Origin of the sequence: Mycolicibacterium vulneris (assembly GCF_002104765.1) — a bacterium.
Lineage (GTDB): Bacteria > Actinomycetota > Actinomycetes > Mycobacteriales > Mycobacteriaceae > Mycobacterium > Mycobacterium vulneris.
Window position 1 is genome coordinate 37,626 of sequence record NZ_NCXM01000010.1, and the last position, 20,018, is coordinate 57,643.

The 20,018-nt window shown below is 64.7% G+C and carries 16 protein-coding genes; 4 read left to right on the forward strand and 12 right to left on the reverse strand.

The window, feature by feature from the left end:
• Positions 1-80: 80 nt before the first annotated feature.
• The 5 genes from B8W69_RS11360 to B8W69_RS11380 all read right to left on the reverse strand — a co-directional run bounded on the left by B8W69_RS11360 (position 81) and on the right by B8W69_RS11380 (position 7,461).
• Positions 81-2,441, reverse strand: coding sequence for an acyl-CoA dehydrogenase family protein (locus B8W69_RS11360; protein ID WP_085289920.1), 2,361 nt, complete (start codon positions 2,439-2,441; stop codon positions 81-83).
• Positions 2,442-2,456: 15 nt separating this feature from the next.
• Positions 2,457-3,599 (reverse strand): cytochrome P450, encoded by a 1,143-nt coding sequence (locus tag B8W69_RS11365; protein WP_245843205.1) that lies wholly within the window; start codon positions 3,597-3,599, stop codon positions 2,457-2,459.
• A 169-nt stretch (positions 3,600-3,768) separates the two neighbouring features.
• Entirely contained in the window at positions 3,769-4,878 is a 1,110-nt protein-coding gene (locus B8W69_RS11370; RefSeq protein ID WP_085289922.1) for an NDMA-dependent alcohol dehydrogenase, read from the reverse strand.
• A 51-nt stretch (positions 4,879-4,929) separates the two neighbouring features.
• Complete coding sequence (locus B8W69_RS11375) at positions 4,930-6,144, reverse strand: cytochrome P450 (RefSeq protein WP_085289923.1); 1,215 nt, start codon at positions 6,142-6,144, stop codon at positions 4,930-4,932.
• A 216-nt stretch (positions 6,145-6,360) separates the two neighbouring features.
• On the reverse strand, positions 6,361-7,461 hold the full coding sequence (locus B8W69_RS11380; protein WP_085289924.1) for a TIGR03857 family LLM class F420-dependent oxidoreductase: 1,101 nt from the start codon (positions 7,459-7,461) through the stop codon (positions 6,361-6,363).
• Between the two features lie 122 nt (positions 7,462-7,583).
• Here B8W69_RS11380 and B8W69_RS11385 point away from each other — a divergent pair, with 122 nt between their 5' ends.
• Entirely contained in the window at positions 7,584-8,243 is a 660-nt protein-coding gene (locus tag B8W69_RS11385; RefSeq protein ID WP_085289925.1) for a TetR/AcrR family transcriptional regulator, read from the forward strand.
• A gap of 34 nt (positions 8,244-8,277) precedes the next feature.
• On the opposite strand, the gene B8W69_RS11390 is transcribed toward B8W69_RS11385, so the two are convergent.
• Entirely contained in the window at positions 8,278-9,975 is a 1,698-nt protein-coding gene (locus B8W69_RS11390) for a class I adenylate-forming enzyme family protein (protein WP_085289926.1), read from the reverse strand.
• Positions 9,976-9,993: 18 nt separating this feature from the next.
• Positions 9,994-10,857, reverse strand: a complete 864-nt coding sequence (locus B8W69_RS11395) for an SDR family oxidoreductase (protein ID WP_085289927.1) — start codon at positions 10,855-10,857, stop codon at positions 9,994-9,996.
• 165 nt (positions 10,858-11,022) lie between these two features.
• On the opposite strand from B8W69_RS11395, the gene B8W69_RS11400 reads away from it, so the two are divergent.
• Positions 11,023-11,589: a TetR/AcrR family transcriptional regulator gene (locus B8W69_RS11400; RefSeq protein ID WP_085289928.1), complete on the forward strand. Its 567-nt coding sequence runs from the start codon at positions 11,023-11,025 to the stop codon at positions 11,587-11,589.
• A 164-nt stretch (positions 11,590-11,753) separates the two neighbouring features.
• On the opposite strand, the gene B8W69_RS11405 is transcribed toward B8W69_RS11400, so the two are convergent.
• The 3 genes from B8W69_RS11405 to B8W69_RS11415 form a co-directional block, all read right to left on the reverse strand.
• Positions 11,754-13,376 carry a class I adenylate-forming enzyme family protein gene (locus B8W69_RS11405; RefSeq protein ID WP_245843223.1) on the reverse strand — a complete coding sequence of 541 codons (1,623 nt, stop codon included), beginning with the start codon at positions 13,374-13,376 and terminating at the stop codon, positions 11,754-11,756.
• Positions 13,377-13,441: 65 nt separating this feature from the next.
• A complete protein-coding gene (locus tag B8W69_RS11410) occupies positions 13,442-13,966 on the reverse strand; it encodes a pyridoxamine 5'-phosphate oxidase family protein (RefSeq protein WP_085289929.1) in 525 nt (174 codons plus the stop codon).
• A 54-nt stretch (positions 13,967-14,020) separates the two neighbouring features.
• On the reverse strand, positions 14,021-15,412 hold the full coding sequence (locus tag B8W69_RS11415; protein ID WP_245843206.1) for an aldehyde dehydrogenase family protein: 1,392 nt from the start codon (positions 15,410-15,412) through the stop codon (positions 14,021-14,023).
• 240 nt (positions 15,413-15,652) lie between these two features.
• Between B8W69_RS11415 and B8W69_RS11420 the strand changes: the two genes are divergently transcribed.
• Positions 15,653-17,290, forward strand: a complete 1,638-nt coding sequence (locus tag B8W69_RS11420) for a phytoene desaturase family protein (protein WP_085289931.1) — start codon at positions 15,653-15,655, stop codon at positions 17,288-17,290.
• Positions 17,291-17,331: 41 nt separating this feature from the next.
• Here B8W69_RS11420 and B8W69_RS11425 read toward each other — a convergent pair whose 3' ends face one another.
• Positions 17,332-18,135 (reverse strand): class I adenylate-forming enzyme family protein, encoded by an 804-nt coding sequence (locus tag B8W69_RS11425; protein ID WP_245843207.1) that lies wholly within the window; start codon positions 18,133-18,135, stop codon positions 17,332-17,334.
• Positions 18,068-18,589 carry an AMP-binding protein gene (locus B8W69_RS31360; protein WP_245843208.1) on the reverse strand — a complete coding sequence of 174 codons (522 nt, stop codon included), beginning with the start codon at positions 18,587-18,589 and terminating at the stop codon, positions 18,068-18,070. Before B8W69_RS31360 ends, B8W69_RS11425 begins: the two co-directional genes overlap by 68 nt.
• Before the next feature lie 96 nt (positions 18,590-18,685).
• Here B8W69_RS31360 and B8W69_RS11430 point away from each other — a divergent pair, with 96 nt between their 5' ends.
• On the forward strand, positions 18,686-19,948 hold the full coding sequence (locus B8W69_RS11430; RefSeq protein ID WP_085289932.1) for a cytochrome P450: 1,263 nt from the start codon (positions 18,686-18,688) through the stop codon (positions 19,946-19,948).
• The last annotated feature ends 70 nt before the right edge of the window (positions 19,949-20,018 follow it).

Sequence of the window (20,018 nt, forward strand, 5' to 3'; positions counted from 1 at the left end):
TTGCACATCGCGTCCCTCATTTCTGGTAATGACGACCACAGCATCGTAACCATACATCGTTTGGTTTGTGAAGTCGCGGGTCAGGAACGTCGCGTCTCGCGCCACGGGATGCCAGTGTCGACCCGAGGCTCACCAGGCAGGCCGAGAACGCGCTCTCCGAGGATGTTGCGCAGGATCTCCGAGGTTCCACCCTCAATAGAGTTGGCCAACGAGCGCAGATAGGCCTTGCGGACATCGGCGCCGCCGTACGCCGACGATGCGGTCGGCGCGGTCTCTGCGTAACCGTCGATCAGCAGCCCCGCCGTGCCCGAAATGTCAACGCCGAACTCATATATCGCCTTGTTAAGCTCGGCCATCTGCAGTTTCGCGATCGAGCCCTCGGGCCCGGCTTCCCGGCCGGCCTGCGCGGCCCTGACGTTGGTCAGGCGAGCGGCTTCTGCCTGCACCCACAGCAGCATGAGCCGCTCGGTGGCGACTCCCGTCACCCGTCCGGCCGCCGCCGCCGCACGGTAGGTCGCCACGGCTCGGGCGATCGTCCCGTGTCCGCGGGGCGTGATGCGTGCGCCGATAGCGATCCGCTCACTGGCCAAAGTGGTGATCGCGACCCTCCAGCCCCCGCCGACCTCACCGAGGACATTGGCCGCCGGAATGCGGACGTCCGTCAGGAACACCTCGTTGAACTCGGCCTCACCGGTGAGCTGACGCAGTGGCCTCACCTCGACCCCCGGCGTGTGCATGTCGAGGATGAAGTACGTGAGCCCTTTGTGTTTGGGAACGTCGGGGTCGGTACGCGCGAGCAACAGCCCGAACCGAGCGACGTGGCCGAGCGACGTCCAGATCTTCTGGCCGTTGACGACGAACTCGTCGCCGCCGGACACCGCACGGGTCGCCAATCCGGCCAGATCAGAGCCGGCGCCCGGCTCGGAGAACAGCTGGCACCAGATCTCCTCGCCGGAGAAACAGGGGCGTAAATAGCGGCGCTTCTGCTCTTCAGTGCCGTGCGCGTGAATGGTCGGCAAAGCCATACCCAGCCCGATTACATTGCGCGCCTGATGATCCGGACAGCCCGCAGCAGCGAACCTGCGATCGACGACCGACTGCAGCGAGCTGTCGAGGCCGCGCCCACCATACCCGGGGGCAAAGCTCACGACCGCGAGACCGTCATCGAAGCGAGCTTCACGGAGTGCGCGATCCGATTCGCCGTCAGCCGGACCGGTGACCGGGTGTCGCCGCAGAAAATCAGCAACGGCATCTTCGACCGCGTCGACTTCAGGCGACGGGTCACCGGGCTCCGTCTCCTTGAAGGTGCCTTCAGCGCCCGGCAGTCCGGAAGCGCCAGCAATGTCGAGCAATTCGGCAAGCCGGGCGCGGTGTCTGGACGGGGATCCGAATAACAGCTGAGAGCTCTTGGCGCGCTTGAGATAAAGATGCGCGGGGTGCTCCCAGGTGAACCCGATACCGCCGTGGATCTGGATATTGTGCGTCGCCACTCGCGTATACGCGTCCGAACACACGCTGCGGGCCAGGCTGGCTGCGACGGACAGGTTGGCCACATCGTGCACGGCCGTCCATAAGCCGTGGTAAACCACCGACCTCGCCGATTCGACATCGACGAGCATGTCAGCGCAGCGGTGCTTGATGGCCTGGAACGAGCCGATCGCCCGGCCGAACTGCACCCGGGTGGCGGCGTGCCGCACCGCGAGGTCGAGGGCCCGTGTCGCACCCCCGAGTTGTTCGGCGGCCAGATAGAGGACCGCCAGGTCCGCGCTGCGCTGCAGAGCGTCTGCGGCGCCACCATCGACGCCCAGCAAGTCAGCCCGCGCGTGGTCGAAGGTGACTTCAGCCAGCTTGCGGGTGGTGTCCATGGTGCTCAGCGTCTTGCGCTGGACCCCGTCGGCATCACCACCGACGGCCAGCAGGCATGAGCCCGCTGCACTGCGGGCGGCGACGAACAACACATCGGCCGCGAGCCCGTCGACCACTATCGCGGCGGTACCGGATACCTCCCACTGACCGGCGTGCTTTGCCGCGGCCAATGTACTGTCCGCGGGGCCGGGGCCCGACCACGCCAGGGTCGCGATGGTCGTGCCGCCGGCGATTCCCGGCAACCATCGAGCCGCGGCGGCGGCGTCATCCAGCGCGAGCAGAACGCTCGCGGCCATGCCCACGCTGGACAGGAACGGCCCGCCGAACAACGCGGCGCCCATCTCTTCGAACACCACGCCGAGCTCGACCGCTGTCGCACCGCTGCCATCGAACCGCTCGGGAATTGACAGGCCCTGCAGCCCCAGCTGATCGGCCGCGCGACGCCAGACCGCCGGTTCGAAGCCGATCTCGGTCTCCATGCACCGGCGCACCGACGCTTCATCCGAATGCTTGTCGAGGAAGTCACGCACCACCGCGCGCAGCTCCTCGGCCTCCTCCCCGGGAAGGAAGTTCACACGTCTACCTCCGCGTCAGTGGACCACGTCGAAAACCAACGGCAAACTCTCCGGGCCGTTCGCGATTCCCGCCGCCCAATGGACCTCGGCCTCGGGCTCGGCGAGGCGCAAGTTCGTGATCCGTTTGAAGAGCTCGTCGAAGGCGATCGCGATCTGGATTCTGGCGAAATGGGCTCCCAGGCAACGGTGCAACCCGAGCCCGAACCCGACATGGCCGCCGCGACGCAGATCGAACCTCAGGTGCGAGGCATCCTCGAAGTGCGTCTCGTCGCGGTTCGCCGAGTCGAACCGCACCAGGATCTGCTCGCCCGCTTTGATCTGCAATCCGCCGACTTCGACGTCCTTGGTGGCTGTTCGCCCGAGACAGCCGACCGGCGAGGTCAGCCGGATGAGCTCATCCATGTCCTGGCGGATCCAGGCTGGGTCACGGAGCCGCGTTTCCAACTCGGGATGAATTGCCAACTGATGGGCGATACCGCCAAGCGCACCCCGCGTGGTATCCAGGCCTCCGAGGAACAGCACGGCCACGACGCCGAGTCGCTCCATCTCGGTCAGGTGTCTTCCGCCTTCGACGGTGCCGGTGGAGATGGCGTTCATCACTTCGTTGGCCGGATTGGGGTTTTCTGTCTGTTCGGCGAGGTACTGCACGGACAGCGCGACGAGTAAGCCGTAGGCCTCGTCGGTTCCTTCGACCGCGACGCGGACCACCACGTCTTGGGCGTGCGCCATTCGCACGGGGTCGTCTTCGTTGAAAACAGCGCGCGACAGGGCATTTCCGACGAACGGCCCGGCGAATTCCCGGACGAAATCGAACCGACCGTTGCCAATGAATCCATCGATCAACTCGGCTGCGTTCTTGCGCAGTTCAGGCTCGAACTTTGTCAGGAAGGTGCGAGTGAAAAGCGGGTTGAGAATCTTGCGCAGATCAGGCTGATACGGCGGATCGGCGTCCAGTGGATTCAGTCCTACCGGAGATGGCCGAGGCGCCACACCCTTCGACGAGAAGGTGTACGGATCTTCCAGAATTCGTCGCACATCCTCGTACCGGAAGACGATGTACTGGCCACCGCCGTCGGCATCAGTGTGCGCGACAGGGCATTTTTCGCGGGCGTACGCGAGTACATCCCACTTGATCTTCTCGTGCGCGGGATCCCACATGTCAAAGTGCGGCAGCAATTCTTCGTAATCGATCCCTGGGTTGGACACCATCCACCACGCCCTTCATCGCCAACGTAGTCATCCGCGCAGTTCGCGCGGCAGCGTAAATCAGATGAAACTATCACTGTTTGGTTAGGGCCGCCATGGCGAAATAGTTTTCGCCGAGTCTTCAGAACGTGATCATGCCGCGCATGATGGTTCCGCTGAGCAAATCGTCGTAGCCCTCGTTGACCTGCTCGAGGCTGTAGGTCTTGGTGATGAGTTCCTTGAGCTTGAGTTCGCCCCGTTTGTACAACGAGAGCAGACGGGGCAGGTCGGCGTGCGGGTTGCAGCCTCCGAACACGTTGCCGACGATCTCTTTCTGGCTGAGGATCACGTCGACCAGCACGACGTCGACGTTGGTCACGGTAGGTGGCGCGACGGATGTCAGGCAGGCGCGACCGCCCTTGCGGGTCAGCAGCATGAGGGGCATCAGCATGTCGCCACTCATCAGGCTTGCCGTCATGATGGTTTTGTCGGCCATGACACCTCGGGTCAGCTCGGTGACTAGAGGCATCGCTTCCTCCATCGACGCGACCGAGTGGGTGGCACCGAGCAACTCGGCCTGCTGCCGGCGGAACGGCACCGGATCGACCGCAACGATGACCTCGGCGCCGGCGATCCGCGACCCCTGGATGGCACTCGACCCGACGCCGCCGCACCCCACCACGACGACGGTGTCTCCCGGACCGACCTGTGCACGATTGACCGCCGCCCCGAATCCCGTTGCTACACCGCATCCCACGAGCGAAGCCAGCTCCAGCGGGATGTCGTCAGCGATCTTCACGCACGAGTCTTGGTGAACCACGGCGTACGGGCTGAAAGTGCCCAACAACGACATCCGGGCCAAACCTTGTCCGCGAGCATGGGTGCGCGGTTTGCCGTCCACGATCGGCATTCCGGCCATGATGACGGCACCGTAGTCACACAACACCGAATTACCGCTCGCGCACCACCGGCAGTGCCCGCATGCCGGCATGAAGGCCATCACAACGTGGTCACCCGGGTTGAGCCGCGTCACCCCGGCGCCGACCTCTTCCACGACACCGGCGCCCTCGTGTCCACCCACGATCGGAAGACCAATTGGCATGTCTCCCTTGACACCATGGTCGTCGGAGTGACATAGGCCGCTGGCGGCGAGCCTGACCCGCACTTCGCCGGGCAGCGGGTCGTCGAGTTCGACTTCCTCAACACTCCATTTCTGCCCGACTTCCCACAAGACCGCCGCTGTTGTCTTCACTGGTTCTCCTTCGTGGCTGAAAATGCTAGGGAACCGCGGCAATTCGCGGACTTATCTGATATCGAATTCGATCGGCAATGCGTAGAGAACACGGCTCATTCCAGGTCGCCTCGCAATCTCCGCCCCAGGAGCAAGCCGCAGATTCGTGATCCGTTCCAGGAGCGTGTCGATCGCGATCCGAATCTGCTGACGGGCAAGGTGCATGCCGATGCAGCGGTGCACACCCATTCCGAATGCGACATGCGGGTTACGTTCTCGGTTGAAATTGAGTTCGTCAGCGTCATCGAAGATTTCGTCGTCGCGGTTGGCACTGGCGAAGTGCACCAGTACCCGATCACCCGCGTGGAGCTGGGCACCGTTGAGATCCACGTCGCGTGTCACGATGCGCCCCATGGCGCCCACCGGCGAACTGTAACGGAGAAACTCGTCTAAGATCGTGCGTTCCCAGCCCGGCTTGCGCAGCAACTCCTCGAAGGAGCGGTCGGTAGCCAGCTGTAGCATCATGTCGCCAATGGCGACCTTCGTGGTGTCGAGGCCACCGATGAACAGAACTTGAACCACGCCCACGCGTTCCGCATCGGTCAAGGGACGGCCGGCGACCGTGCCAGTAGTGACTGCCTCGACGATGGCTCCCGGGCCGGAACTGGCAGTGCGCTTCTCGACGAACTGCACCATGAGCTGGTAAAGGTCCAAAACCCCTTGGGGGTCACCGGTGATGAAGCGCTCGTTGCATTCGGCAGCCTCGCGGAAGAGTTCCCCGTCGTCGTCTTCGAAGATCACCGATGCCAGCACGTTAGTGACGAACGGGCCGGCGAAGTCCCGCATGACTTCGCAGCGGCCTGACCCGATCCAGGTTTCCATTGCTGAGCGAGCGATCTCACGGACCCGCTCATCGCTGGCGGCAAGCCGCTTCGGATGGAAGAACGCGTTCAGCAGTTGCCGGAAGCCGTGCTGCAGCGGCGGATCGGTGTCCAACGGAGGCAACGGCACCCCGGCGTTGCCGGCGATGTTGGTGTACTCCGTGGAAGAGAAAGTCTCTGTGTCGGTCAGCACGCGCCGGACGTCGTCGTACCGGGTCACGATGTGATAGCCACCTGTGGCCGAAGTGTGCGGCACGGGACAGTGCCGGCGTGCGTAGCCCAGTACCTCCTCCGCTCGCTCTGCGTGTTCCTTCAAGAAAAAGTCGAAGTTCGGCAAGAGGACCGCGATCTCACGGTCATCGAGCTCCTGGGCGAATTCGGCTTCGCCGCTCGTCGTGTCGTTCATAGATCGGTTCCTCTCGCCGTGCTCCACGGCAGCCTGACGCGACGGCCGACGATCACGCCGTCAGCTTCGGTGCGATCCGTATATCCGGACATGCGAAGTAGTCCAGATCACAATCAGCATTAATCTAACGATGATTGGCTAGCGCAAGCAAGTCTCATCTATGGCCTGTATCCCGGCGGGGTGCCGAGCACGGTCCGCCGCCGGGTCCGGCCAGAGTCAGACCCCAACCGCCGCCGGCTTGGCTGCGCGTTCACGCCAACAACGGATGAGGTCCGCGTTTTCGTCCGGCGTGCTGCCGTAGATCGCGATCTCGTCGACCCCTGCCGCACGGTACTCGGCGAGCCGGTCGGCACAGTGCTCGACGGAACCGATCGCGCACGACTCGGCCATCCACTCGTCGGGCACGAGCCGTGCCGGCTCCATTAGCTCGGCACGGTGGAAATCCTGATCGGCGTTCTTACCCATCAGCTGTTTGTGCGTCCGCAACTTGCCCAGCACCGACTGGCCCCAACCGTTGGAGTTGGTCAGCGCCTCGCCGTGCCCGGGCCACTCGAGGTAGGTGACCGCACGTGCGTGCGCGTAGGCGCGCGTGCTGAACTCGTCCAGCTCGGCGGCCACCACGATCGGGTGGCAGATACGCAGCGAGGCCGGGTCGCGATTGCGGTCGGCGCAGGCGTTGCGCAGCCGCTCCACCACCGTGCGCACCGCATCGACGGTGAGGAAGGGATAGAGCATCACGGCGTCGAACGCGTCGTGGGCGACGGCCTTGGCGAACTTCGGTCGGCCGTACCCGCACGCCCAGACCTCGGGCTTGGGAACATCACCCAGCGCATCGATGGTCCGCAGTTGGGTGCCGTTGTAGTCGACCACGCCGCCTTGCCAGAGTGCTTTGACGGTCTCGGCGTAATGAACGAAGTGGTCGTAGGACAGTTCCGGCATGTCCGGTAGCGGCACGCCGCGCCCAAGTCCGAGCACGAACCGCGGCCCGTAAAGGGCGTTCATCGTCGCGCCGAAGCTCGCTGCCACCATGGGGTGGCGCGAGGACGCCGACCACACCCCGGTGCCGACGCCGAAACGTGTTGTGCGCGCAGCGATGCCGCCGAGAATGGCGCCGGAGTCCTTGAGGTCGAAACGTTCGCTGAGCCAGCCACGGCGAAAGCCGAGGCGCTCGGCGGCCTGCGCATCCGTCAGCGCGGTGCTGATGTGGGTGAAGCCGCGCTCCCGCTTGGTGGTCACCCGCCCGCAGATGAGGTAGATGCTGAGGTCGTCGACGACCGGCGCGAGTTGGCCGCTCGGGTCGTGATCCACGGTATCCATTTGCTGTGCTCCTCGGTGACGTCGGCGCGTGCAGCCGTGATCAATCCCATTGACCACCGGCATCTTTCAATCAATAACAGTAAGAGTACTTGTACGCAACGCGGCAGTGCGACAATTTGCAGATGCCGGCATCGCTGAAAGGTGGAGGCCAACTCACCCGTCGAACCGTAATCGCGACCGCCATCGCGCTGATCGAATCCGACGGCGTCGACACGTTGACCATGCGCAAGCTTGCCCGTGCCTGCGGAGCGGCGCCGATGTCGCTGTACCGGCACGTCGCCACGAAAGAGGAGCTGTTGCACGCCGTCGTGGATGCCTATCTCGCCGACGTCGAACTGCCGTCTACGGACGACCTGCCCTGGGATGAAGCGATTGAACGGGTCGTACTGATCGTCGCGGCGGCATTCGACGCGCACCCACAGCTAGCGGAGATTCTGGCAGTTCAACCGATCGACGCCGCCGCGGTGTTGGACGCGATGGAACGCATCGCCCGAGCCTTAAGGTCCGCGGGATTCGACGACGGCGCGGTCAGAAGCGGATTGGCGACACTGAGTGCCTTCGCCACCGGCTACGCGCACCGGCGTGCCGCGAATCGCCGCGCCCCGGATGTCCGCGCACGCCGTTTCGGTCGCCTCGCCGAGGAGCCGGAACGCTTTTCGGCTCTATTGTCGGTCTCCGCGGGGGAGGGTCTCGACACCCCAGAAAACTTTCGCGCCGGGCTCGGATGCATCATCGACGCCCTGCGGCGTGAGGCGCCGGGCCCACGACGTCGAGTCGGGTAGCCGACAGGCCCCCGCAACCTAAATCGTCACTGCCTCAACGATTGGTCGCGGAACTGAGCTGTTCGATCAGCTTGTGTTTGCGGACTTTTCCGGTCGGTGTGAGCGGCAGGTCCTCGGCGCGGTAGAACACCACCCGCTTGGGCACCTTGAACCGCGCCAGATTGTCTCGGCAGAGGTCGAGGACGTCGTTTTCGGTAATTGTCGCGTCCGGAGCCGGAACGACGACCACCCAACCGGCCTCACCCCAGCGGTCTTCTACCATGCCAACAGCGAAGGCCTGGCTGATCTCGTCGTGGGATGCCAGCAGATCCTCGATCTCCTTGGGCATCACCAGTTCGCCTCCGCTCTTGTACAAGTCGCGGCTGCGACCGGTCACCTGCAGGTAGCCGTCGGCCCGTACCCGTCCGAGGTCTCCGGAGAACAACCGCCCCTGCCGCAGCGTCGCGGCGGTCTCCTGTGGACGATTCCAGTACCCGAGCATCACCGTCGGTCCGGACGACACCAACTCGCCTTCCTCGCCGGGCGGCAGATCCTTATGCGTCTCGGGATGCACTGTCGCGTAATGCACCAGAGCATCGGTGCCTGGAATAGACGCGGCACCGGCCATTTTCGCCTTCCCGGCGGTTTCAGCGGTGAATTCCAACGGGTCTTCGGGTCGTGTCAGCGTCATCGCCCCGCCGCACTCGGTCATCCCGTAACCGGTGACGATCTCGCTGACACCGAGACGGTCTTCGACGTTGCGCCACAACCAGATCGGCGCAGGGGCCGACCCGCAGAGCATCGCCCGCAGCGCGGTGAGGTCGTAATCGCGGCGTGCGGCACTCTCGACCAACGCGACCGCCATGGTCGGCACGCACAGGATGTCACTGGCGCGGTGCCGGTCGACACCGGCGAAGTACCCTTCAGGACTGAACGTGGGCTGCAGAACGACCGCACCACCGACGAACATCGCCGAGAGCAAGCCTTCGATATAACCGAACATGTGATAGCAAGGCAACGAGAACAGGATTCGCCGCCCGTCCTCATAGGCTCGTGTCAACGCCGACGCGTAGGCGGTACGCAACACCGCGTCGTGGGTGACCAGTACGCCTTTGGGTGAACCCGTCGTGCCCGAGGTGTACAGCATGTCGCCGGGATCGGTCGGGTGGGCCGTTAAATCGTCGGCAGCACCGCGGTACTCGTCGCCGAGGTCACCGAGTCCGGGCACCGTCAGGCAGCCGGGGCGTGCCCGGCGGTCGTTATCGAGCAGCACTACATCGAGCGCGAAACCGGACCGCGGTGAATCCCAGCCGGACATGATCTCGTCCAGCATCGACTGATAGTCGAGGCCACGGAAGCCGGTCATGGTGACTAGCACGCGGCACCCGGCGTCATTGAGGACAAAGCGCAATTCGTCCTGCTGGTAGAAGAAGTTGACCGGAACGGCGATGGCTCCGACCCGAGCGATAGCGAACTTGACCGTCACAAACTCTGGGTAATTGGCCATCACCATGCCGACCCGATCGCCCGCGCGGACACCGAGTGCCGCGAGGCCGTCGGCCAGCCGACGTGACTCTGCCGCCACCGCAACGTAACTGAGTTCTGCATCGTCGGTGAGCACCAAGGGCCGCTCGCCGTACTGCGCAGCGCACCAATCAAGCCACTCGGATAGGGTGTGAGATCGCCAAACGGGGAATCGCGCGCGAAGCAGGTCCCGTCGCGCAGCGATGCTCGCGGTCAACGACTTACCCACACCATGTCGGCCGCTTCCCTACCCCACCGGGTTGGTGCCGAGTTTTGCATGAGACATGTCGCTGATTTCGGCCCAGCGCTTGGTTATTTCGTCCAGAGTCGGCGGTGTGCCGAATGTGACGCCGTCGTTTTGGAACTGCGCGACGCGCTGCACCAGGCCGCCGCCGACGACGAAAACCGAACCGGATTCCTGGTTCTCTTCTGAAACCAGGTAACCGACGGCCGGCGCGACGTGGTCGGGGTTCAGCTTGTCGAGCACCTCCTGGGGTGCGACATCAGCGGTCATCCGAGTGGCAGCCATCGGCGCGACCCCGTTCGCGGTGATCCCGTACTTGGCGCCTTCGATCGCCAGGGTGTTGAGCAAGCCGACCAGTCCGAGCTTGGCGGCGCCATAGTTGGCCTGACCGAAATTGCCGTAGAGCCCACTTGTCGACGTCGCCATGACGACGCGGCCGAACTTCTGCTCGCGCATGTGCGGCCACGCCGCACGGGTGACGTAATAGCCGCCGTAGAGGTGCACTTGAATGACCGCGTCCCAGTTCTCATCGGTCATCTTGTGAAACGCGCCGTCGCGAAGGATTCCCGCGTTGCTCACCACACCGTGCACACCCCCGAAGTTATCGATCGCAGTCGCAACGATCGCCTCGGCCCCTTCCCGGGTGGCCACACTGGAATAGTCGGCGACCGCACGGCCACCGGCACCGACAATCTCGTCTACGACCTTGTCCGCCATGCTGGTTCCCGATCCGGAGCCGTCCCTTGCCCCGCCGAGGTCATTGACGACGACGAGCGCTCCGTTGCCCGCCAGGAAGTGCGCATAGGACCGACCAAGGCCCCCGCCGGCCCCGGTGACGATGACAACCTTGTCCTGCAATCCGGGCACTTATGATCCTCCAGTCGGTCTCAGACGCTGACAGCTTGGTTTAATGTAGATTCAAATTTTCACTCAAGTCAACCGGCGTCGGGCAGAGTCGCGAAGATCTGGCGGGTTTCGAATCCCTTGCGCACGCCCACGCACCCCGCGACGCTGCAGCCGACTAAAGTGCCAATGATGGCGAACGGCGTCTCCCGAGGGGCCTACTTCGACACGGGTCTCGACGTCCTGTCCGACCTGGGTTACGGCGGGCTGAAGTTGGCCGAGGTGTGTCAGCGGCTCGGGATCAGCACCGGTTCCTTCTATCACTACTTCGAAAACTGGCCCGCCTACACCCGCGAACTGGTCGAGCACTGGCGCCAGGTCAACACCGTTCGGTTAGTGGAGTGGATCCGGACTGAACCCGATCCGCGCCGACGCATCGACCGCATCATCGACATCGGCCTGAATTTGCCCCACGGCGCTGAGGCGGCTATCCGCGCGTGGAGCAGCACGGATGCCCACGTATATGCGGTACAAGCCGCCGTCGACAAAGAACGCCACCAGATTCTTCGAGAGTGCGCATTCGAGATTCTGCGCAACGACCGGCAGGCGCAATTGTTCGCCGACTGGGCGGTCTACCTGCTGGTGGGCTACGAGCAGGCCACCTTGCCTCCCGACCCCGCCGCGCTCGAGTGGATTGTCAGCCAGTTGCTCGACGCCTTGGACGCCGACCGATTTTCTTCGGTGCCGCGCAGCTGAGCGACGCGCTCATATCGCCAGCGCGGCTTGATGGGCTTCCTTGAAGCTGTCGAAGGCGGTTCGCGGTGCTCCAGTCACGGACCGGTCTTCTCCGGTGTGAACACCATCAGCAACGACTCGACCCCCCACATCCCGAGGATGTTTCGCACCAGCTGTTCAGCGCATCAGCATTTCTCGATTAGCGGCGACTGACATCGTGACTCCCTCTGGTGACTGGAACTGGTGGCCAGGGAGTCGCGGTCGGGTGACCGGAGAGCGACCGCAGCCGAGTGGTAGTGCTCGCGCAACGCCACCTTGGCCACTTTTCCGGTGGCATTGCGGGGCAGCGCATCGACGACGTCGAGGTGTTTGGGGTACTTGTAGCGGGCGATGCGGCCCGCGCATGCCTTTTGCAGACCCTCCAGAGTCACGTCGGCGCCCGGGGTTGCCACCACGACCGCCAGGCCCACCTCGCCCCACTTCGGGTCGGGCACACCGATGATCGCCGCCTCGGCGACCTCGGGCAGGTCGATGAGAACGTTCTCCACTTCGGCCGCATAGACGTTCTCGCCACCGGACTTGTACATGTCCTTGTAGCGCCCGGCGATATAGAAGTAGCCGTCGGCATCGCGGCGGGCCGCATCGCCGGTGCGAAACCAGCCGTCCACGAAATACTGTTCGTTGGGCAGATTCCAGTAGCCAGGCGTGACCGCCGGCCCCTTCAACCACACCTCGCCGACCACGTCATCCGCGACATCGGTCAGTGAGTCGGGATCGACCAACCGCACCGCGGTATGCAGCACCGGCTTGCCGCACGTCCCCGACAACGCCCGCTCCAGTCCCTCCTCGAGCACCAGCGCGGCCGGCCCGGTCTCGGTGCCGCCGTACTGCGGGTGCAGCGCGACACCCTTGGCAGCGAAGGCCCGCAGCTGCTGCGGAGTGGTGGTACCGCCGCCCAGGACGATCTTGCGCATCGTGCCGAAGTCGGTGGTGCCGAATGTCGGATCGTCGACGAGGGTCTGAAGCAGCGACGGCGCGGTGGTCAGATGGGTCACCCCGTTGGTCTGGTCGCCGATGTAAGCCAGGATTGCCGCCGGGTTCCAGCGCGCCATCGTGGTGACCTGCCCGCCATGCATCAGTATCGGGTTGGCCAGCACGTTCAACCCGCCGGCATGGAACAACGGCATTGGGTTGAGCATGTTCACATCCGGGGCCGCGACCCGAGCCGCGGTGAGGATGTTGAATGCGTTCCACATCATCGAGGCGTGCGAGACCAACGCTCCCTTCGGCGTGCCGGTGGTGCCGGACGTGTAGAGGATGTGCGTGATGGCGTCAGGGTCGTGGGGTTGCGGCGGCAGCGGAACGAGTCCATTCCCGGGCTCGGCGCTGGTCAATGTCTCCAGCTCGAGAATGGTCTGCACGCCCGCGGCGTCGGCCACGTCGCGCGCGGGTTCGGCCCAGGTTGCGTCGTGGGTCAGTGCGGACACGGCAGCGTCGATGCACTGGTGCCGCATCTCCGCGGTGACCAGCCGCCAGTTCAGCGGCACCATGACCACACCCGCCCGCATCGCGGCGAACTGCAGCACGAAGGCCCGTGGCGCGTTGTCAGCGACGACGGCGATCCGGTCTCCCGGCCGCAATCCATGTGCCAGCAGCGCGGCAGCGGCCAAGCCCACTCGCTGCTCCAGCTGGGCCCAACTCACCTGCTCGCCTGTGTCGGCGCTGGCCAGCGCGATAGCGTTCGGCCGGACCAAAGCGTGGTGCGCGACCCAATCCGACACCGGAAATCGGAAAGTCCTCGACGGCATTGTCACCACGCACGACCTTCTGAAGTCGGCGTCGTGACAACGATGCACGGACGATGCATACGTCGTCAGCCCGCCCTTCTCCTACGTGCCCGATGGCCATCGAAGGCATTCGTCCGCACGGTGGGGACGAATTTGATCACGACGCGGCCCGGGTGATCGGCTGCGCGGGCATGGGCCTGCTGCGCCTGCTCGTCGTGCGGGTCGTAGCGTCGGGCGATCTCGGCCAGGAACCACAGAATGCGTTCGCGGTCGCGGACGACCTCGCTAATTCCTTTGAAGGACAACGACTTCGAATGACCCATCGATGTGCCCATCGAAGAGATGACCACGCACGAGCGGGGATCGCGCACGATCGCTTTGACGCGAACCCGGGATTCCTCGGCGCACAACCAGATTGCGCCTTCAGCGTGGATGAATGCCTCGGTCAGCGCGACCGGGTCGCCAGCGCGGTTCGTCCAGCAGAAGGTGCACTCGAATTGCTCTGCCAGCAGTTGCGCGACTTCCTCGTCGCTGAGTGTGAACGCGCGGGCATCAGCCAGCGAGTCGACCTGCACGTCGCCACGTGAGGGCGGCGAGGAACTTCGGGTCATCGAGCATGTCCTTCCGTGCGGCTCAACAGGTTTCGTGACACGTCCGACGTGACGTCAGGCCCGTGCGGTATGCACCACTTGAGGCTCGGTGAACGCCAGCAGCCCGTCGACCCCGTTCTCCACACCGATGCCGCTCCATTTGGCGCCACCGAACGGCACCGTCGGCAGCAGCGCCGCGTGGGTGTTGACGAAGGCTGTACCGCACTCGAGGCGCTCGGCCACCTCACGCGCCGCCACTTCGTCGGAGCCCCACACAGAACCGCACAGGCCGTACATCGTCGCGTTGGCCCGCTCGACCGCTTCGTCGACCCGCGAATAGCGCAGGATCGGCAGCACCGGACCGAACTGCTCCTCATCGACGACCGCGACACCCTCGGCGACATCGGCGAGGATGGTGGGCTTGAAGTAGTAGCCCGGCCCGTCGATCGCGTCGCCACCGGCGACGACCCGGGCACCGCTGGCCACGGCGTCCTGCGCCAGACCTTTGACGCGTTCGAATTGCGGTCGGGTGGACAGCGGACCCATTTGCGTGGCCGGATCGGTCGGATCACCGACCGCGATCGCCGACGCCGCGGTTCCGAAGGCCTCGATCGCCTCGGCGTACACCCCGTCCGGCACGTAGATCCGCTTGGGCAGGGCGCATGCCTGGCCGGTATTGAAGAAAGCCACGCCGAGCAGCGCCGGAATCACCGAAGCCAGATCGGCATCGGGCAACAGGATTGCGGCGTCGTTGCCGCCGAGTTCCAATGTCAGCCGCTTGAGGTCGGCGCCGGCAGTGACGGCGACACTCTTGCCGCCGGCGATCGAACCGGTGAAGGTGATTTTGCGGGGTATCGGATGCGCCACCAGCGCCCGCCCTAAATCGTCTCCACCCGAGATCACATTCAGCACGCCGGGCGGCAATACCTCGCCCATGATCTCGCCCAGCAGCAGGGTTGCCATCGGGGTGAAGGGTGAGGGCTTGACGACGACGGTGTTGCCGGCCAACAGCGCCGGCGCGATCTTCCACATCGCCAGACCCAGCGGGAAATTCCACGGCGTGATCGCTCCAACAACACCGACGGGCCGCTGGGCGACTTCGATGAGCGCGCTGCTGTCGTCCTGCAGGATCCGGCGCGGGATTTCCATCTCGGCGAACACCTGCAGCCACGCGACGCAGATCTGCACCTCACTGGCGGACAGCGGGGCGGGCTTGCCCGTCTCCGCGGTCAGCGTGGTCGCGAGTTCGTCGTGGGCAGCAGTAATCGCGTCCGCCAGCCGCAGTAGCGCTTTGCGTCGCTCGGCTTCGTCCAGCCGCCACGAACACCCGGCGGCTTGCGCACCTTCAAGCGTGTCATTGAGTTGCTCTACGGAGCACTCCGGCGCCTGACCCGCCACCTCGCCCGTCGCGGGATTGACCACGTCAAAGGTTGCCTGCGCGCGGACTTTATTCCCGTTGATCGTCATCGCGACCATAGTTCTCGCCGTCTCTTTCTCGAGTGAGGTAGCAGGCAGTCGAATGCGGCCCGGCGATGGCGCCAGGTGACCGCAGTCACAGGGTGTAAAGCTAACACCGATGGGTTTAGTCCGAAAGCGTCGGCGCCGTCCGTAACACTTCCTGCTTCAAAGGCATTGAGTATGCCTAACGTTGTTTGATAACCTCGGCGGCTGGCGCTGCTCGAACACATCGGGGTGAGGAGACAGTCAGTGAGCGGACCCTTGTCCAGAGAGCGCGACGCGGATGTCCTCGTTGTCGGCGGCGGCCACAACGGGCTGGTAGCCGCGTGCTATCTCGCTCGAGCCGGGCTCGACGTCCTGGTGCTGGAAAGCCGCGATGTACTCGGAGGTTGTACGACCACGGAGATCCTGATCCCCGAAGCGCCCGAGCACTGGTTCAGCCCATGCGCCGACGACGTCATATCGCTTCGCGCCTCGACGGTGCCCCGGGATCTCGAGCTGGCTAGGTACGGCTACCACGAGATCGACGTCGATCCCCCATACGTCGCGCTCGCCCCCGACGGCGGGTCGCTCGCGTTCTGGCGCGACGTCGGTCGCACCGTGGAAGAGGTAGCGCATTTCTCCCGGCGCGACGCCCGGATGTTCGAACAGCTCATCGAGCAGCTGATGCCGATATCGGATGCCGCGATCGAACTGATGGCGACCAATCCGACCCGGCCCGATCTGGGTCGCGTGCTGCGCGCCGCGCGCATGCTGCGCCGCCCACGGGGTATCCCCACCCTCGCCTCGTTGGCCACCGTCTCGGCCGCTCAGGCGATTCAGGAGCGGTTCGAACATCCGCTAGTGCAAAGCGGCCTGGCTCAGCTTGCCAACTTCGGTTCGCCGATCACCATGGAGCACACCGGGATCAACTTGCTGATCGTCCCGCTGATCATGCGTGTCGGCATGGCACGCCCGCGCGGCGGGATGGGCATGCTGCCACGGGCGCTCGAACGCTCCCTGGTCGCCGCAGGCGGCCGGGTCCAGACGTCTGCCCGCGTCCAAGAACTGCTGGTCGACGGCGGTCACATCGCCGGCGTGCGGCTGACCACGGGTGCGGAGCTGCGCGCCCGCACCGTGCTGACGGCGACCGAGCCGACACAGGTGTTGAACAAATGGCTACCGGACGGTGCTTTGTCAGAACGCATGGCCGCGCGCGCTTCACACATACCGACGCGTAGCGGCAACTGCGCACACTTCAAGATTCAGGTCGCTTTTCGCGGCAAGCTGCAGTTGAAGCGGCACAACGGCGCGCGCACCGACGGACTCGATTTACGGACGCCCACCCACGTCGTGGGAAGCATCGACGATATCTGCCGGGCGATCACCGACGCGGGCAGCGGCCGACTGCCCGACCCACTGCCCTACGCGAGCATGATCAACACCGCGATGGACTCAACCCTGGCGCCCACCGGGCAGGACTGTCTGAGCTTGTGGTCGGGATGGGTGCCGTTGGAACCCGCCGAAGGGTGGGACGACATGAAGGCCGCCACGGAGAAGGCTCTGGTCGAACATGCAATGAGTTACCTGGACGGCTTCGAGTCTTTGGAGGTCGCCCGCTGGGTCGAGTCACCACCGGAGATGATGGCACGAACCAGCGTGCCCACCGGCAACGTCTACCACGTCGACATGACCATGATGCACCTCGGCCCATTCCGGCCGGCGTGGGGTTTCGGGGGCTACCGGACACCGGTGCCGGGCCTATATCTCAGCGGCGGCGGCACCCACCCGGGGCCCTCGGTATCCGGCCTGCCCGGTCAGCAAGCTGCCCGCACCCTGCTGCGCGACCTGCGCAAAGGGAGAACACGCACGTCGGACAACGCACGACTGGCAGAGCACGCGACCTGATGTCGGCCGTCGGCACGACCGCCGGAGCGGCCGGGCGACTCTCAATTGCTGCCGTAGTCCAACTTGAGCTGCGCCCTGGACACCTTGCCGGTCACGTTGCGTGGCAACTGATCTACCACCGACAGTCGCTTGGGCAGCTTGTAGCGCGCCAACCGCTGCGCGGCAAAGACGTTGAGCTCGTCGAGGGTCACTGCGGTGCCCGGGGCGGGTACCACGACCGCCAGCCCGACTTCGCCCCACGTCGCGTCGGTGACGCCGACAACGGCGACGTCGTGGACATGCGGATGCAGAGCGAGCACCTGTTCGACCTCGGCCGGGTAGACGTTCTCGCCGCCTGATTTGAACATCTCCTTGGTGCGTCCCGACGGGTAGTAGAAGCCGTCGACGTCGCGGTAGGCGGCGTCGCCTGTCTTGAACCAGCCGTCCTCGGTGAAGTATGCGGCCTTGTCCTGCCCCCAGTAGCCGACGGTGATGCTCGGACCGCGCAACCAGATTTCGCCCGTCACCCCGGTTTGGACGTCACGTCCGGCGGAATCGACCAACCTGATCTGGGTGTGTGGTGCCGCGCGGCCCGTCGACCCCTTCTTGGCGACGCCGATGTTCGCCCTTTCGTTGTCCAAAACCGTTGCCATCGGCCCCATCTCGGTGCCGCCGTACTGAGGCTGAAGCGGAAAACCGTGGTCGGCCCACCGCTGTAGCAGCTCCGGTCCGGCGACCGCCCCGGCGATCACCCCGTGCCGAAGGTGTGACAGGTTCGCACTCGAGAAGCCGGGCAGGTCAGCGATGCGCTGGTACATCAGTGGAATCGCGGCGAAATGCGTGATCGGCGGCTGCTGGCTCAGCATCTGCTGCAGTGGTGGCGACCTCGAGAGCGGCCTCTGCCCAGACACCGTCGTAAACAATGATCCGTGGCTGAGCGTCCAGACATATCTCTTCGATCTCAGCGGTATGCAGGCGCCAGTTGAGTGGGACGAACAGGGCCCCGAGGCGCATGCACGCGAATTGCACCTCGAACACCCGGGGATGATTCTCGGCGATCAGCGCAACCCGGTCACCGTGACCGACGCCGAGTCCGCGCAGCGTGGCGGCAAGGCCTGCCACCCGTTGCTCGAGTTCGGCCCACGTCGGTCGGGTTCCGTCTTCGGCGCAGCCGAACGCGAGCGCATCCGGGCGGTGCTGCGCGTGGTAATCCACCCAGTCGGTGGCGAAGAAGGCCAATTTTGCTCCAATTCGCGACGGAGTTACCAAACGACGTATGAATGGTACTAAACGACGCGCATGCTCGCGCCGAAGCCGCACGGCGAGCAGGGTATTCTTGTTTTACCAAACGCTGATCGGTATCGTCCATCCCAATGACGCCGGACGAAGAGGCCCTGTCGATAACCGGAGATCACCATGACGCAGTTCGACCACCATTCCGAAGATTTCGCGCAGAACTGGCGAGAGATTTACGCCAGCATGCGCATCGAATGCCCGGTGGCGCACAGCGACCAGCACGGTGGCTTTTACGTCCTCACCCGCTACGACGATGCGAAGCGGGTGTTGCGGGAGTCCGACACTTTCGTCTGCGGACGCGACCTGACATTTGGTGACACCGTCGTCAAGGGCGGGGTGACAGTGCCGACCAACCCGGTCCGGATGGGGATGATGGAGATGGATCCTCCGCAGTCACAGGCCTACCGACAAGTGCTGGCACCGTGGCTGTCACGCAAGGCCGTGGAGAGATACCGCCCCCGCATGCAGGAGATCGTGTCCTGGATCGTCGACCGGGTGATCGAGGCCGGTGAGATCGATTTCGTCGACGACATCGCCAACCCGCTGCCTGCGATGGTCTCGCTCGACTACTTCGGCTTGTCGCTGGAGAAATGGAGTGACTACGCGACAATTCTGCACAAGGCCGTCTACCGTGAGCCGGGCTCTGCGCGCGACCTCGCCGTGCTGCTAGACGATTTGCGCGCCACCGTCAAGGCGCGACGCGCGACGGCGCACACCCCGGCGACCAATCTCACCGAGGCGCTGCTCAATGCCGAGGTCGAGGGCGTGCCCATCGACGACGAAACCGTCACCGAGATGGTGTTCATGCTGCTCAACGGGGGTGTTGACACCTCCACTGCGCTGATTGCCAGCATGTTCCTGTACTTGGACGAGCATCCCGACGAGCGGGCTAAGTTACAAGCGGACCCCGGGCTGATCCCCGCTGCGATCGACGAGATGCTGCGCTATTTCACGCCCGGTCCCGGAGTCGCCCGCACGGTCGCCCGCCCGGTCGACATCAACGGCCAGCACCTCGAACCGGGCGACCGGGTATGGCTCGCACTTGGTTCGGCGAATGCCGATCCCGACACCTTCACCGATCCCGAGCGGATCAATTTCGACCGCGACCGTGGCAGCACGCACCTGGCATTCGGGTTCGGCATGCACCGCTGCCTCGGCGCGTTTTTGGCTCCGGTGGAGATCGCCATCCTCCTCGAGGAGGTGTTGCGCCGGTTGCCGGACTACCACATAGATCGGGAACGGGTCCGGCACTATCCGACGATTCCGCTGGTCAACGGCTACCTCGCGATGCCGGCAACATTCACACCGGGACCACGGGTGCTGAGCGGCTACGCCGAGGCGCTGCCGATTCGGCTGGAACCCGAGGTCGTGGGACGAGGCTGATCGTCGATGCCTCGACGGCGCACGCTATTCCCGATCTAGCGTCGGGTCGGCGATGACACTCCGATCGAAC